Origin of the sequence: Photobacterium sp. 1_MG-2023 (assembly GCF_030547945.1) — a bacterium.
Lineage (GTDB): Bacteria > Pseudomonadota > Gammaproteobacteria > Enterobacterales > Vibrionaceae > Photobacterium.
Window position 1 is genome coordinate 15,871 of sequence record NZ_JAUORR010000037.1, and the last position, 15,147, is coordinate 31,017.

Consider the following 15,147-nt stretch of genomic DNA (forward strand, 5'->3'; position numbering starts at 1 on the left):
CGAGAAAGGAGAAGAAAGGATGTCCTTAAAAGCAATCAATCCGGCAAATGGCACGCTGATAGAAACCTATCCGTCGCTGAATGCTGAAGAGATGGATCACCGGATCAGACAGGCCAATGCCGCGCAGGCAAGCTGGCAAAAAATGAGCTTTGCGGAACGTGCGGATGTTTTGCGGCGTGTTGCGGCCCAGTTAAGGGAGGAGAAAGACACGCTCGGCAAACTGATGACGGCGGAAATGGGTAAGCCGGTCAAAGAAGCCGGTCCTGAAGTCGAGAAAGCCGCCTGGTGTGCGGAACATTACGCAGAACATGCGGCAGGTTATCTGGCTGATCAGCATCTGGCCTCTGATGCATCCCAGAGCTACGTGACCTATCAGCCACTGGGCACAGTGCTGGGTATTCTGCCGTGGAATGCGCCTTTATGGCTGGCTTTTCGTTTTCTTGCACCGGCGCTGATGGCGGGCAATACCTGCGTGATGAAACATGATCCGCATGTGCCGGGGTGTGCGAAAGCCATTGCGGAAGCTTTCGGGAAAGCCGGAGCACCGGAACATATCATGGTGAACCTGCCCCTTGAGAACGATCTGGCGGAACAGGCGATTCGTCATTCAGGCATTGCAGCGGTGTCTTTCACTGGTTCGGACCGGGCAGGGGCGGCGGTGGCATCCGTTGCGGCCAGTGAAATCAAGCCCGCAGTGCTGGAACTGGGCGGTTCGGATCCCTTGATTGTGCTGGCGGATGCGGATCTGGAAACGGCGGCAGATGTGGCCACTTTGTCGCGTATCATCAATGCCGGGCAGTCCTGCATTGCAGCGAAGCGGATTATCGTAGAAGCGCCCGTGTATGAAATTTTCACGCAGCTGGTGGAAAGACGGCTGACCTTGCTCAAGGTTGGCGATCCGACAGCTCCAGAAACGGACGTTGGCCCGCTGGCAAGGGAGGACTTGCGGCAGAACCTGCACCGGCAGGTGTCAGCAACGCTTGATGCAGGTGCAAGGTGTCTGATGGGCGGACAGCCGGATGCTGGCCTGGGTTATTTTTATCCGGTGACGTTACTGGCGGATGTAACGCCTGAGATGTGTGCTTTCCGGGAGGAAACCTTTGGTCCCGTGATGGTGCTGATTAAAGCGAGTGATGCAGATCAGGCGCTAGCACTGGCCAATGACACCGCATACGGATTGGGCGCGGGCGTCTGGACGACGAATCTGGCTCAGGCGCAGCGATTTATCCGGGAATTGCAGGCTGGGCAGGTCGCCGTGAACGGGATTGTGAAAACGGATCCGCGTTTGCCCAGTGGGGGGATCAAGCGCTCGGGGTTTGGGCGTGAGCTTGGCCCGCATGGCATCCATGAATTCGTGAATGCCAAGCAGGTCTGGGTGAAATAAAAGGATGGCGGTTGCAAGCGGCTAGGCCGCTTGAACCGTCTGAGTTTTTTGATGATGACGTGCTGAGCAGGTGTATAAGTAGCCCGCAAAGCAAAGTACCACAGCGGTTGAAAGGAAGAGGGCCGGGCCGCCAAACCAGGACAGAATCACCCCGCCCGCAAAGGGTGCAAGACTCACCCCGATCGAGGTCAGGTTGCCGGCACCAAAGTATGCGCCCCGTAAATGATCCGGCGCCGCCCGGTCAATCAGCAGGTTAAACGTTGGAAACAGCACCACTTCCCCCACGCTCAGGACAAAAGTCGCTGCCAGCCAGTACCATTCAGGTGCGTCCAGCGGAATCCAGCCATACATCACAAAAGCGGCAGTGAATAAGGCCACGCCCAGATAGACCCGCTGATACAGCGACCATGCATTCAGCAACTTCAGGACAGGAAACTGGAGCAATACAATGACACCGGCATTGACGGTAATCATGCTGGTAAACAGCGGTACAACCCGATCCCCCAGCACATTCAGATACTGCACAAGTGATGTTTCCTGATGCAGGTAGGCGTACATCACCAGCGTATTGGCAACAATCAGCATCATAAAGGCTTTGTCATTGGCCAGAACACGCAGGGTCTGTGAGAAATTCTGATTGTTTTTGGGCGGCTGCTGTACGTTGCGAATCCGCCAGAACGCGATGACGAAGCAAATTCCGTAAATCAGGTAGGCCAGTGCGACCAGATAAAAAGAGGACTGGACGCCGGTAAAGCCAAGTTGAAGACCGAGCAACGGCCCAAACGCTGCCCCCAGATTGATGCAGTAATACCGGACCTGATGTGCCATTTCCCGCACTGGAATTTCAGGCAGTAAATCTGAAATCATGGCCCGCGCCGGGGGCTCCAGCATCGCTCTGCTGACACCAGCCATGAGCGCACCGGCGGCGTAGAGCCAGCTTTGGTCTGCTTCAGCCAGAATCATGAAGGTGGCGACATGGGCCAGACAGCTGAGGATGAGCAGATTTTTCCGGCCCAGCTTGTCAGACAGGTATCCGACATACAGCGCCACCACAGCCCCACCCAAAGCCGCCATACTCATGATGATGCCGATTTCAATTTCAGATAAGCCGAAGTTCCGGTGCAGCATGACGGCCATATAGGGCCAGACCATAAAGAATGAAGCGCGGGTAAGCAGGGTACCAATCAGGACCGCCCAGATGGGGGCCGAGAAACGGCGTAAGTGAGACAACTCCATGTCACATGATTTCCTTTGAATTCAGGGAAGTGAGCAGTGTGTCATATGCCCTGATCTTTGTCTGCAAATATTGTTGTTATCAGTGAATGATTTCTTTATTCGATTTATTCGAATGACTTACTCAGATTCTGCCAGTGTTGTTTCCCGGTGCCTGCCTCTACACTTGCCCTCAATCGAGACAGACGATAAAACAAGCACCTGATGTTCTGATACGGAACTGATTGTTCGCAGGATTGTCTGTTTGACCGGCACAAACTTTTATTCAACATTTTTGAGGATGCTCAGATGAAAACATCAATGATTCAACGCGTACTGACTTCGGTAAACAGCTTTGCACCACTGGCCCTGCGTGTACCTGCCGGGATTATTTTCATGGCGCACGGTGCGCAGAAGCTGTTCGGCGCTTTTGGTGGCAATGGGCTGGAAGGCACGGGTCAGTGGATGGCATCGATTGGTCTGGAACCCGGGATGCTGATGGCATTTCTGGCTGGCAGCGGTGAATTCTTCGGTGGCCTGCTGATTCTGCTGGGCTTCCTGACGCGTCCTGCTGCGGCTGTGCTGGCTGTGACTATGGTGGTCGCGATTGTTGCGGTGCATTTACCGAATGGTCTGTTCATGTCAAACGGCGGTTATGAGTTTGGATTGTCGCTGCTGGCAATTGCGGTGTCACTGGCTGTATCCGGTGCAGGCAAACTGTCTGTCGACAATCTGCTGGTGAAACGCGTCCAGTAAGGACGCGTTTATTTCCTCTTTTCAGAACAGCCAGACGATGGTGAGGTGATGTATGTTTGAAATCAGACGCGCAGCGGATCGTGGCAGCGCTTCATTTGGCTGGCTCGACAGCCGTCATACGTTTTCTTTCGGCCACTATTATGATCCGAAACACATGGGGTTTTCTGCACTTCGCGTGATCAATGATGATACGGTGCGGCCCGGTGCAGGATTTGACACCCATGGCCACAAAGACATGGAAATCATCAGTCTTGTTCTGGAAGGGGAAATGGCTCACAAAGACAGTGCTGGGAATATCAAAACTCTGCCTGCGGGCGAGTTTCAGCTGATGTCTGCCGGGAAAGGCATTGATCACAGTGAGTTCAATGCCTCGCAGCAACAGCCGCTGAAGTTTCTGCAGATCTGGATTCAGCCGAATGAATTCAGTGGTGAGCCGGGATATCAGCAGAAAGATTTTGGTCAGCAACCTGGCCTGACGCCTGTGATTACACCCACAGGCGAGCAGGGCACACTGTCGATCAAGCAGGATGCACGCCTCAGCCAGCTGATCTTACCGGCGGGTGAATCGCTGACACTGTCGCAACAACCGGGGCGGCGCTTTTACCTGCATCAGGTGAAAGGGCAACTGACGGTTGAAACGGAAACCCTGCTACCGGGAGACGGGCTGAAAGTTGAGCAACGCCATGATTTACAGGTGTCGAATCACGGGGATGCCACGGTGACTGCGCTGGTATTTGATTTGCCTTAAGCTTTTCCCTCTCGCTAAGATTGCTTACACTTGACACCGGACCAGCCACATTTCGTGGCTGGTTTTGTGAGTATCCGAGGAGAAAAAATGACCACAGCAAAAATAGGGATTGTAACCGTCAGTGACCGGGCCAGTGCAGGGATCTATGAGGATATTTCCGGTCAGGCCATTATCGATACCCTGAACGATTACCTGACGTCGCCCTGGGAGCCGGTTTATGAAGTGATTCCGGATGAGCGTGATGTCATTGAATCGACCCTGATCCGTCTGGCCGACGAAGAAGAATGCTGCCTGATTGTCACAACGGGCGGAACAGGCCCGGCGAAACGAGATGTTACCCCTGAGGCCACGGAAGCGGTGTGTGATCGCATGATGCCGGGTTTTGGTGAGCTGATGCGCGCTGAGTCACTGAAGTTTGTCCCCACTGCGATTTTATCCCGCCAGACGGCCGGGCTGCGCGATGATTCTCTCATCGTCAATCTGCCGGGTAAGCCAAAGTCGATCCGTGAGTGTTTGGATGCTGTTTTCCCGGCCATTCCATATTGTATTGATCTGATGGAAGGCCCGTATCTGGAAAATGATGAGTCCGTGATCAAGGTTTTCCGCCCGAAACAAAAGTAACCCTTCCCCGGCTTCCCTGCCGCTCTGGCAGGGAAAATTTCTCTTATCTTTTCAGCACAATCTACACTGTAAACAACCCTATAAGTTGAGGTCGTGCTATGGAAAGCTTCATCCGAACCCTGCCCAAAGTTGAACTGCATGTGCATATCGAAGGGACTTTAGAACCCGAACTGATGTTTGAACTGGCGCAACGCAACCAGATAACGCTGCCTTATGCGACCGTCGAGGAAGCGAGAGCCGCTTATCAGTTCGAAGATCTGCAATCCTTTCTGGATATGTACTATTTAGGTGCGGGCGTTTTACAAAGCGAGCAGGATTTTTATGATCTGACCTGGGCGTACTTATTGCGGTGTCAGCACGATCACGTGATGCACACCGAGATCTTTTTTGATCCGCAAACCCATACCGAGCGGGGGATTGCTTTTCAAACCGTGATGGCGGGCATCACACGTGCGCTGGCAGACGGGGAACAACAGCTGGATATTTCCAGTCGGCTGATCCTTTGCTTTTTACGCCATCTGAGCGAAGCCGCTGCCTTTGAAACACTGGCACAGGCGATGTCGTATCAGGAGTACATTATTGGCGTCGGACTGGATTCCTCGGAGCTCGGTCATCCGCCCGAGAAATTTCGCCGGGTGTTTGAAAAAGCCCATGATGCAGGCTTTCTGACGGTGGCACATGCCGGTGAAGAAGGGCCCGCCAGTCATATCCGGGATGCTTTGTCGATGCTGCGGGTTTCCCGGATTGACCATGGCGTGCAGTGTACGCAGGATCCGGAACTGGTGCGAACGCTGGCTGAAACTCAGACTCCACTGACGGTTTGTCCGCTGTCCAATGTGAAACTCAGGGTGTTTGATGAGATGGCCGATCATAACCTCGTGGGTTTACTCCGGCAGGGTTTGTGCGTCACCATCAACTCAGATGATCCGGCGTATTTCGGCGGATATATGACGGATAATTTTCTGGCGGTTGCTGAATCGTTTGACGTGACCAAAGAAGAGATGGCCGCTTTCACCGCCAATGCGATCCGAGCCAGTTTTTTACCGGACGAAGAAAAAGCGACACTGCAGCAGCGGTTGGATCATTACCTGCAAGTTCAACTCCATCCTATCCTGTAGACCAAGGCATAACGGCGTCTGTCCAGAATTCCGGGCAAAAAAAACGCCTATCAAAAAAAATGACAGGCGGGGGAAATAAATATACTCGTCATACCTTGGCGCTGGGTTAAGGGCAGTGAGCCAGTCCGCAAACGCGCCATGGAGAGTATATATTAAGGAACAACATACTTGGTTAAAGCGTAGGCGGTATTATAGGGATGATTAAAAAACACGCAACGATCTATTTTGTAAAAGTTGTATCGCTAATTGTTAAAACAATCATAGATCAGAACCTTAGCGCTGAAATAAAATGAAGTGATTCCTTCGTGAAATTGAATCTTTGTATTCTAACTGTTTGAATGAATAAGACTATTTTGACTCGTTTGCACTTTTTTACTCTCGATTGCCGCTGAATTCTTTCTCTCGAAGCATATATTTAACGCCACCAACGACGAAAAATCCCCTGAAGCCAGCGATAAGGCGAGATTCCAGAATTTCCGGACTGCGATTGGCTGCTGTTCTGTCCATGATAGTAAGCCTGCATGAATTGCCTCCGGATGATCTCAGCCGGACTTTGCGTGGGGCCGATGACATCGTTCGGACAAAACTGCCGGGCACTGGACCCGGCATGCTCAGCCGCATAACTGACATCAATGCCCTGAAACCCCAACACCAGCATCCAAAGCTGTGTCACCAAACGTGCGTGATTGTGATGCTGATTTTGAAAGCGTTCTGCATGTGCTTCCCCCAACTGTTCTGTAAACAGCGCATTGAGCGCCTGACTTTTTTCCTGGGTGCTTTGCAGCTGTTCCAGAGCAGCCAGATGGGTTTTAGTCATCAGCCCGAGCAGCAAATCAGCTTCAGATTTTTCGGGATGCTGCGTCACAAGGCGGGCAAATTCTGAGTCCATCTGAGACAGAAATTGCGTGAGCTGAGTGGTTTCTGAGGGCGCCATGGGTAAGGTATTTACGCCCATGGTCTGAAAGTGCTGGCTGAGTGAAGGCAAAGGAACTCCTGAAATCTGAACGAAGGTTGCAGCGCTGAAAAACAACGGCGAACGGTGAACGGCTCTGAGTATACGGGATTTCACCGCGTTTGCTAAACTGGTGGCAATTGTCGGAAAAGGAACAGCAAATGACTGCATTTTATGATTTTTCAGCCCAAACCCTGCAGGGGGAATCCCGCGCCATGCAAGCCTATCAGGGAAAGGTGGTGCTGGTGGTCAACACAGCCAGCAAATGTGGCTTCACCCCGCAGTATCAGGGATTACAGGCACTGTATGAAAAGTATCAGGATCAGGGGCTGGTGATTCTTGGCTTTCCCTGTAACCAGTTTGGTCAGCAGGAACCCGGCAACAGCGGGGAGATCAGCGAATTTTGTGAAATCAATTACGGGGTCAGTTTTCCGATGTTTGCAAAGGTGGATGTGAACGGTGCGGAGCGTCATCCGATGTTTGCTTACCTGACAGAGGCTTTACCCGGTTTGCTCGGGAATAAAATCAAATGGAATTTCACCAAGTTTTTGATTGGCAGAGATGGTCAGCCGCTCAAGCGTTATGCGCCACTGACCAAGCCGGATGCATTGGACGCTGATATTCAGGCGGCTTTAAAAGACTGAACCATCATACCGCTTCTGGGCCAGTGTGGTGAATGAACCCGGCCGCTGAGACTGGCCGGGTCAGAGGGAATCAGATGGGGGCGGTTGCGCTTTCCTGGCACATGCTGGAGACACTGAGGGCAGACTCCATGGCCTCTATCGACAAACGTACACGCTGTGTCCCTTCCGTGTTGAGATTTGGCTTCGGCTCTTTCAGAGTCTGGACGGTTTGTTGTTCCGGATGATGACATTGAATGGCGGACACGGTGTGGAAGACACCTAAGGCATAACCCAGACAGAGTGATTCGTTGTGATAAGTTTTGAGGCAGTTATCCATGAAAGCCTGCTGGGGATCTGCCGAATCGGATGCAGTGACTGGAGAAGTCAGCGTGAGTGCAAAGATTGCTGAGAGCGTGATCGAGATTGTTTTTCTTATTTTCTTCATGAGCACTTCCTTCTGCTAGAGGACTGAGTTAACAGATAGCAAAGCACTGAAAATAAAGCGTGATTCATCTCTCAGCTTATATTTCTGGCGGATGACCGTTCAATGAAATGTGTGTGAACCCTCATTTTTTATGAACCACTTCAGCCATTTAGTCACGATAAAGCTTCTCGAAACTCTTCTCTGGCGCAGCCATCGCATACTGATTGACATGATCGATCAGACTGATTTTGTGGTCTGCATGCTTTTTCTCTGTTGCTGCCAGCAGATGAGAAATGGCCTGATGCCTCTTGGATTCAGGTTTCAGCGTTTCCAGATACTGACTCAGGAATGTAATCTGTACGGAACTGTCGTTGAAATCACCCAGCGCATCTTGCAGCTGTTTGAGTTGCTTAATCTGATCTTTGATCACTTTTTTGGGAAACATCGGCGCAAAGTATTCCAGCAAATAACGCAGTTTTTTACCGGAAATCCGAAGTTGATGCAGGTGCTCATCCGGATTGGCGTAACCGACGGACTGGCATAAGGCCAGAGTTTTCTTGAAGCGCTTCCAGATGCTTTTCTTTGCAGCAGGCAGGCAGGGCTGTTTTCCGGCCTCGGTGGTTTTGTGCTCCAGCTCGTCAATCAAACCGGCAATCTGAGCACATTGCTGTGTGTAATCCGGTGTATCCAGCCATTCCGTGACGGCAACGAACTGCGCTGTTCGTCTGTCCTTCAGATCATTGAAAAACAGAGACAGCCCTTCATGGTGCTGAGGCTCGACCGCATCAAAGTAGATTTCCATCAGATCCAGATAAACATCCAGATCCCGCAATGCATTGGTTTTCTGCATACAGGTTTTCAGGTCGTTCTGCAGCATGACTTTTTGTTCAGGGTAGAAAATCGGCCCCAGCATCCCGATCAGGGCACGGCAGCGTCGCAGTGAGACACGGTACTGATGCAGAAACTCAGTGTCATCATCCCGGATCAACCCTTTTTCATGGCGGCGGGCATGTTGAAACTCGGTTTTCAGGAAATAGTAGGTCGGCAGATAAATTTCACTGTCTTTTTTCAGTTTGACTGGTGTTCTCTTCCGGGTTGGTAATCGCAGTTTATCCCGTTTGTTCATCGTCATTTGCCCACCTCCTTCTTAACCTTAGCCAATCAGAACATACGCTCATGTAAAGCTTTCTACACTATTTTACAGTTTTGTGGAATGACTTGATTTTACAACCAATCAGAAGTTTACGGCGCTTTTGCTCACAGAGGGCGGCAAGGGGTGATCAAGCTGATGAAAGCTGGCAAGCCAGCTTTACAAATGGTTTTTACATGATGTTAACTTTGTTTTTACAACTGGCTTCTCATCCACACCTCAGTGGTGCTAATTCTATAGATATCGCTGAACAGGCGTCAGCCAAGCAAACAACATGTGAGGATAAACGGATGAGTGAAATGATGAAAAATCCTATGGGCACGGACGGCTTTGAGTTTGTGGAATACACAGCGCCGACTCCTGAGGGCATTGCCAACCTCAAGAACCTGTTCCGTCTGATGGGTTTTGCTGAAATCGCCAAGCACAAACATAAAAATGTGTGGCTATATCGTCAGGGCGACATTAGTTTCATCGTCAATGGCGAGCAGCATTCTCAGGCCGCCGGTTTTGCCGGAATTCATGGCGCCAGTGTAAATGCGATGGCGTTTCGCGTGCAGAACTCCAGCGAAGCGCTGGCCCATGCGGTTGAAAATGGTGCCACAGCTTGCCCGGCACAAGCCGGACCGATGGAACTGAACATTCCTGCAATTTACGGCATTGGTGAGTCTCTGATTTATCTGGTGGATCGCTATGGCGAGCATGATATCTACGAGATCGACTTTGATTACTATCCGGATTACAAAGAGCGTCTGGCGAAACAGGATGCGGGTTTGCATACGCTGGATCACCTGACGCACAACGTCAAACAGGGCAACATGGACCTGTGGGCTGGTTTCTACGAGCGCATCGCCAATTTCCGTGAGATTCGTCATTTCGACATCAAAGGGAAGGCGACCGGCCTGCTGTCCCGTGCCATGACGGCGCCATGCGGCAAAATCCGGATCCCAATCAATGAGTCCAGCGATGACAAGTCGCAAATTGCCGAGTATCTGGACCAATATAACGGTGAAGGTATTCAGCATATTGCGCTGAGCACAGACAATATCTTCCAGACCGTGACCAAGCTGAAAGAAAATGGTCTGGCGTTCATGGATACCCCGGATACTTACTATGAAGGGGTGAACAAGCGAATTCCGGGTCATCAGGAAGATTTGGCGAAACTGAAAGATCTGAAAATCCTGATTGATGGTGATGAAACCGGTATTCTGCTGCAGATCTTTACCGATACTGTGATTGGTCCGGTGTTCTTTGAGATCATCCAGCGAAAAGGCAATGAAGGGTTCGGTGAAGGCAACTTCCAGGCGTTGTTTGAATCCATTGAACTGGATCAGATCCGTCGCGGTGTGATTCAGGTGCCTGATAACGCTTAACGGATGCTTCAAACTGGTATCAAACGAATAAAAAGCCCGCTTCTGTTGATGCGGGCTTTTTTCATACGCTCACGCCGTTCATGCGGGGTCAGGCGCCGCTGGTGGCTGGTTTGCCGTGCCACTGAAAATGATGGTTTGGTTTTTTGCTGACCAGTCCTTCATTCATCATTTGGGTAAACACTTCATCGACTTCGTCTGCGGTCAGTTTCAGGCTGCGAATGATGGCGCGTTTCGAGCAACTGACCGCATTCGTCGCCAGCGCTTCGACGATCCGATCATAAGCCGAAACAGTCGTGGCCTCAGCAGCGCTGTCAGCGCTTTGGCGGCTTGCTTCAATGGCGAGGGCCGCATAATCCTCAGCCGCGTCAGTCGTGGACGCTGAAGCGGGTTCCTCAGGGTCTGGTTCGCCTGAGAAGGGCACGGGTTTGCGGATGGTTTTCTCCGACAGATACACGCCATGACGCTGGTTGAACTGCTGTCTGAAGCGAAGTTCTTCACCAATCAGCCCGACAAAAAATGCTGCGAAGAAATCCAGCAACACCGACAGAAAAATCACCAGACCCAACTGAGCAGCCTCCTGACTGACTTTCATCGTTTTGGCCAGTCCATCAATCAGCCCCAGTACGGATCCCTGATTCACCACCGGCAGGCTGTCCCGCTCCATCGCCAGCGCTTGCTGCTGCTCCCGAAGCTTACTGTTCTCACGTTGAATCCGGGAGACACCTGTGGCGATACGCGCCATCTGAATATATTTCTCAGCCGCGACATTGTTGAGTTCTATCTGCTTCTCTATCGCTTCAATCTGGAGGTTATAAGCGTTGATCTTGCTTTGCTGCACACTGACATGGCTTTGGGCCTGATTGGTCGCACTCTGAATCCCGCCAACCGAGCCACCAATCGAGATGGCTGCCAGCACTGAATAGAATGCAAACGCTGATGCTGCGCCGGTGTAACTGCGGCGTGCACGACGTTCGCCGAATTCGTACCAGGCAAAAAATTTACCCAGCTCAAAAATCACGGCCAATCCACCAAAGAGCACCTGCATGACCGGGTTTTCGTCGATAGAAAGGAAGAGTAAAAGCGAGAAAATGATCGACGCCAGAATGGAGGCACCCGTAAAGCTGTAGACCGTCCACATCGCAAAGCGGCCTTTCGGAAAGCGGACGGTGTTTGATGTAGGCATCGTGTTGTCTGAAACCATAAGCATGTTTGTTCTCGGCCGGCAGCGTTTCCGGCAAAGTGTGATCGATTGGCGGGCAAGGATACCGGAAAAAGGCAATCGGGCGGCATGAAAAAACCGGGATTTCAGGTCTTGAGCCGGAAATTTGCACAGGGCTGTCATAACTGGTGAAAGCTTATCCATTGGACGCGATGGATCTGATCCTGCGAGATGGACCATTCAGTGATCATGCTTCGGATTTTGTTCTCCGGTTGGACGGAACACAGACGACTTTCTAAATCCTGCCGCATATTTGCCGCATTGGATCGAAGCTAGGTCAACAGATCTTAGGGATTCAGTTTGCTTTGGTGTGAACGATGAGAATGGCTCAGATAAAGTCATCGGTAGACGAAGGATACAAATAGTGACACTTCCAAAATTCACCTATCATCCGGATCCACTGGCAACCGGCGCCGTTATCAAAAGCATGAAAGTATGCGATTGCTGTGGCGAAGCCCGTGGATATCTATACAGCGGCAGTATTTACTCTCAGCGAGATGTGGAGTGGCTCTGTCCGTGGTGCATTGCTGACGGCTCAGCAGCGAAAGCGTTCAAGGCGTATTACTCTGATGATTTCCCGCTGGATGGCGCGGGTCTGAATCGTGATGTGATTGCAGAAGTCTGCCAGCGTACGCCGGGTTATCAGTCCTGGCGTCAGGAAGTCTGGCTGGATCATTGTGGCGATGCCTGCGAATTTCATGGGTTTGCTGAACCGGATGAACTCCGGGCACTCAGCGGGCAAGCGCTGAAGGCCTTTTTAAGTCGCCACATGCTGAAAGTGGAGATCTGGCAGGATATTCTGAGCACTTACGAGAAAGGCGGAAACCCTGCGGTCTATAAGTTCAAATGCCGTCATTGTGGGGAAATCCTCTACGGAATGGATTTCCTGTAAATCAATCGGTTGCATTGAGAATCATTGTCAGCATGGGCTGAGGTGCTTAACCGTGTACAGCTCTCATTTCCAGGGGCAGTTGTTGTTGCGATGTTGCGAAAAGGTTAGATTAAAAGCTCTAACCTGTATATTAAGGACTCAACATGGACGCAATTCTTCAGCAGTACCCGGTGATTACGGAAATTCCAGTCGCCTGGGGGGAAATGGATGCCCTGAATCATGTGAATAACGTGGTTTATTTCCGTTATTTCGAGACTGCCCGGCTGGATTACTTCAAAGAAGCGTCGTTGATGGATGACATCAAAGAAACCGGTGTCGGTCCTGTCCTCAGCGAGACGAGTGCGCGATACCGTCTGCCTGTGACATACCCGGATACCTTGCTGGTGGGCTCCAGAGTGACCCATATGGAAGGGGACCGCTTTACCATGGAATACGAAATCTTCAGCAAGAAGATGGGCGCGGTGACAACCCGGGGGACGGCGCAGGTGGTGATGTTTGATTTTAAGAACAACGCCAAAGCCCAGATTTCACCGCGTTTGCGGGAAACCATTGAGGCCATTGAAGCGCGTAAAGCGTTGTCGACAGACGCCTGAGCCTCACACTGAAAAAGACTTCTGCCACAGCGACTATACTCAGAGTCAACGCTGTGGCAGGAGTCTTTTATGTTTGTTGTGACAGAACATCAGATCAATGACGTCGAGCTGTTTTCCCGGAAAGCGAGTACGGCACTCGGCCAGCCACCCGCCGGGCTTCAGCTTCAGACGGCGCTGCTCAACAAAGAAAGCCATTGCTGTCAGTGCATCTGGGAAGCAGAGTCCGTGGAAAGTGTTCAGAACTATCTCGATCCGACGCTCGGAGATGCATCCGTAAACCTCTATTATCTGCTCGATCCGGATTCTGCAATTGGCTAAACCCGTACTGTTCTTCTTTTCTGAATACTGGGAAGGGTATTATTCAGTTGGTTTTTCCTGCTTTGCCAGAGCCAGAAAAGACGCCATGGCTTTCGCATCAAGGTAACCATCGGCTTTTTTATGGGTGCGCAGAAACTGGTAGCCGGAAAGAATTCGGGTCTGCTCATCGGCAGTCTGCCTCTGAAAAGGCTGCCCTTTCACATGCTCAAATGCGACGGCCAGCGCAGCCTGATCCACAACTTCCGCCTGACGGTAAAGATAGCCGCACCCGGTCGCCAGCCATTCCAGTGAGCAATTCGCTTTCATGGCAATCTGATTGGCTTTCTGAAGGCTGGGTTCACTGCCATTGAGATACTTCCGGAATAATACCAATCGCAGTAAATCACTGGTCATTCTAGCTTGTTCAAATGTTCGATCACTGCGTTAGATTTTTTGATTGTAGAATCACTACTTATCTAAAAAGTCTGCCTTGTTCTCAAACAATTCCCCTGCGCTATTTCTGATCATTGACTTACTTTGATTGGTATAAGGCTTCATTCAGTTCGACCCTGCGGGCAAAACCGCTGATACTTTCCTTACCCATCAGGTTTCTTAAGCGTTCAGAAAAAGACATCAAAAACTCGTACTCTGGTTCGAATCTTGTGGGTTATATCATTGCCCGATGGATCAAACCAGCCTAGGATGGCCCCAGCGAATTATTTCGGGCATTGAATAAAGGAGGATGAACCATGGTGGCAAATGTCGAACTGACGCCTCAGGGACCGCAGTTTTCAGAACTGGTGCAAGGTTACTGGCGTCTGGCTGACTGGGGGATGCGCCCACAGGATCGGTTGCGCTTCCTGAAACAGCACATTGAGCTGGGGATCACCACAGTGGATCATGCCGATATCTATGGTGGGTACAGTTGTGAGCAACTGTTTGGCGAGGCACTGGCTCTGGAGCCGGGTATTCGCGAACAGATTCAGATTGTGACCAAATGTGATATCAAGTTGTGTGGTCACCAGTATCCTGAGCAGAAAATTAACCACTACGACACCAGTCGGGCACATATTGTTGCGTCGGTGAATAACTCACTGCAACGTCTGGGTATCGAACAGATTGATGTGCTGCTGATTCATCGTCCGGATGTCCTGATGGATGCAGATGAAGTCGCAGAAGCATTTGCCGCGCTGAAGCAGCAGGGTAAAGTCGTGCATTTTGGTGTGTCGAATTTTTCTCCGTCTCAGTTTGAGTTACTGCAATCGCGGCTGGATGCACCGTTGGTAACCAATCAGGTTGAAATCAATCCGCTGAACTTTGAGGTGTGCCACGATGGCACGCTGGACCAGCTTCAAATGAAACGAACCAAGCCGATGGCCTGGTCGTGCATGGCGGGTGGCGATATCTTCCACGGACAGTCTGAACAGGCCGTTCGGGTGCGCAATGAACTGGAAGCAATACGTCAGGAAATAGGGGCAGCCTCGATTGATCAGGTGATTTATGCCTGGGTTCGTCGCTTACCGTCTCAGCCGCTGCCAATTATTGGCTCGGGTAAAATCGAGCGCGTGAAAGACGCAGTGGCCTCGCTTGAATTCGAACTGAGCCGTGAACAGTGGTTCCGCGTTTGGGTGGCCTCAAAAGGCCATGGGGTGCCATAAATCCCGATGCCGTGGACTGGTTCGTGTTTATCGTGTTTGGTTTGGCTGACCCATGGATTCCCGCCTGCACGAAAATAGCGGTAACGGAATGAATTTAAAGTGATTCGTCGTTCCCGCGCAGGCGGGAACC

General features: G+C 51.2%; 17 protein-coding genes and 1 pseudogene. 11 read left to right on the forward strand and 7 right to left on the reverse strand.

What is annotated here, in order from left to right:
* Window positions 1-19 precede the first annotated feature (19 nt).
* Window positions 20-1,384: an NAD-dependent succinate-semialdehyde dehydrogenase gene (locus Q4579_RS20930; protein WP_303566755.1), complete on the forward strand. Its 1,365-nt coding sequence runs from the start codon at window positions 20-22 to the stop codon at window positions 1,382-1,384.
* 21 nt (window positions 1,385-1,405) lie between these two features.
* Here the strand turns inward: Q4579_RS20930 and Q4579_RS20935 are convergent, their stop codons facing one another.
* Window positions 1,406-2,620 (reverse strand): MFS transporter, encoded by a 1,215-nt coding sequence (locus tag Q4579_RS20935; RefSeq protein WP_303566757.1) that lies wholly within the window; start codon window positions 2,618-2,620, stop codon window positions 1,406-1,408.
* A gap of 285 nt (window positions 2,621-2,905) precedes the next feature.
* On the opposite strand from Q4579_RS20935, the gene Q4579_RS20940 reads away from it, so the two are divergent.
* From Q4579_RS20940 to Q4579_RS20955, 4 genes are all read left to right on the forward strand, one after another.
* A complete protein-coding gene (locus Q4579_RS20940) occupies window positions 2,906-3,352 on the forward strand; it encodes a DoxX family protein (RefSeq protein ID WP_303566758.1) in 447 nt (148 codons plus the stop codon).
* Window positions 3,353-3,404: 52 nt separating this feature from the next.
* The gene (locus Q4579_RS20945; protein WP_303566759.1) at window positions 3,405-4,100 is read left to right on the forward strand and encodes a pirin family protein; all 696 of its coding nucleotides are present in this window, start codon (window positions 3,405-3,407) and stop codon (window positions 4,098-4,100) included.
* 87 nt (window positions 4,101-4,187) lie between these two features.
* Entirely contained in the window at window positions 4,188-4,721 is a 534-nt protein-coding gene (gene mog / locus Q4579_RS20950) for a molybdopterin adenylyltransferase (protein WP_211651309.1), read from the forward strand.
* Between the two features lie 98 nt (window positions 4,722-4,819).
* Window positions 4,820-5,839: an adenosine deaminase gene (locus Q4579_RS20955; protein WP_303566761.1), complete on the forward strand. Its 1,020-nt coding sequence runs from the start codon at window positions 4,820-4,822 to the stop codon at window positions 5,837-5,839.
* A gap of 415 nt (window positions 5,840-6,254) precedes the next feature.
* Here Q4579_RS20955 and Q4579_RS20960 read toward each other — a convergent pair whose 3' ends face one another.
* The gene (locus Q4579_RS20960; protein ID WP_303566762.1) at window positions 6,255-6,962 is read right to left on the reverse strand and encodes a hypothetical protein; all 708 of its coding nucleotides are present in this window, start codon (window positions 6,960-6,962) and stop codon (window positions 6,255-6,257) included.
* On the opposite strand from Q4579_RS20960, the gene Q4579_RS20965 reads away from it, so the two are divergent.
* Window positions 6,953-7,435, forward strand: a complete 483-nt coding sequence (locus Q4579_RS20965) for a glutathione peroxidase (protein ID WP_303566763.1) — start codon at window positions 6,953-6,955, stop codon at window positions 7,433-7,435. The two genes, Q4579_RS20960 and Q4579_RS20965, sit on opposite strands and share 10 nt — an antisense overlap.
* A gap of 70 nt (window positions 7,436-7,505) precedes the next feature.
* Here Q4579_RS20965 and Q4579_RS20970 read toward each other — a convergent pair whose 3' ends face one another.
* Together Q4579_RS20970 and Q4579_RS20975 are read right to left on the reverse strand one after the other, a co-directional pair.
* On the reverse strand, window positions 7,506-7,859 hold the full coding sequence (locus tag Q4579_RS20970) for a hypothetical protein (protein WP_303566764.1): 354 nt from the start codon (window positions 7,857-7,859) through the stop codon (window positions 7,506-7,508).
* Window positions 7,860-8,007: 148 nt separating this feature from the next.
* Window positions 8,008-8,970 (reverse strand): CHAD domain-containing protein, encoded by a 963-nt coding sequence (locus Q4579_RS20975; protein WP_303566765.1) that lies wholly within the window; start codon window positions 8,968-8,970, stop codon window positions 8,008-8,010.
* A gap of 308 nt (window positions 8,971-9,278) precedes the next feature.
* On the opposite strand from Q4579_RS20975, the gene hppD reads away from it, so the two are divergent.
* Complete coding sequence (gene hppD, locus Q4579_RS20980; protein ID WP_303566766.1) at window positions 9,279-10,358, forward strand: 4-hydroxyphenylpyruvate dioxygenase; 1,080 nt, start codon at window positions 9,279-9,281, stop codon at window positions 10,356-10,358.
* 88 nt (window positions 10,359-10,446) lie between these two features.
* Here the strand turns inward: hppD and Q4579_RS20985 are convergent, their stop codons facing one another.
* On the reverse strand, window positions 10,447-11,541 hold the full coding sequence (locus Q4579_RS20985) for a Preprotein translocase subunit SecY (RefSeq protein WP_303566767.1): 1,095 nt from the start codon (window positions 11,539-11,541) through the stop codon (window positions 10,447-10,449).
* A gap of 400 nt (window positions 11,542-11,941) precedes the next feature.
* Here Q4579_RS20985 and Q4579_RS20990 point away from each other — a divergent pair, with 400 nt between their 5' ends.
* From Q4579_RS20990 to Q4579_RS21000, 3 genes are all read left to right on the forward strand, one after another.
* Window positions 11,942-12,469, forward strand: coding sequence for a CbrC family protein (locus tag Q4579_RS20990; RefSeq protein WP_211651318.1), 528 nt, complete (start codon window positions 11,942-11,944; stop codon window positions 12,467-12,469).
* A gap of 143 nt (window positions 12,470-12,612) precedes the next feature.
* The gene (locus Q4579_RS20995) at window positions 12,613-13,062 is read left to right on the forward strand and encodes a thioesterase family protein (RefSeq protein WP_303566769.1); all 450 of its coding nucleotides are present in this window, start codon (window positions 12,613-12,615) and stop codon (window positions 13,060-13,062) included.
* Between the two features lie 69 nt (window positions 13,063-13,131).
* Window positions 13,132-13,380 carry a hypothetical protein gene (locus tag Q4579_RS21000; RefSeq protein WP_303566770.1) on the forward strand — a complete coding sequence of 83 codons (249 nt, stop codon included), beginning with the start codon at window positions 13,132-13,134 and terminating at the stop codon, window positions 13,378-13,380.
* 39 nt (window positions 13,381-13,419) lie between these two features.
* On the opposite strand, the gene Q4579_RS21005 is transcribed toward Q4579_RS21000, so the two are convergent.
* The gene (locus Q4579_RS21005; protein WP_303566772.1) at window positions 13,420-13,773 is read right to left on the reverse strand and encodes an XRE family transcriptional regulator; all 354 of its coding nucleotides are present in this window, start codon (window positions 13,771-13,773) and stop codon (window positions 13,420-13,422) included.
* Between the two features lie 133 nt (window positions 13,774-13,906).
* Window positions 13,907-13,993: pseudogene (locus Q4579_RS21010) on the reverse strand (XRE family transcriptional regulator); the annotation flags it as partial.
* A gap of 115 nt (window positions 13,994-14,108) precedes the next feature.
* Here Q4579_RS21010 and Q4579_RS21015 point away from each other — a divergent pair.
* Window positions 14,109-15,017: an aldo/keto reductase family oxidoreductase gene (locus tag Q4579_RS21015; protein ID WP_303566773.1), complete on the forward strand. Its 909-nt coding sequence runs from the start codon at window positions 14,109-14,111 to the stop codon at window positions 15,015-15,017.
* Window positions 15,018-15,147 lie beyond the last annotated feature (130 nt).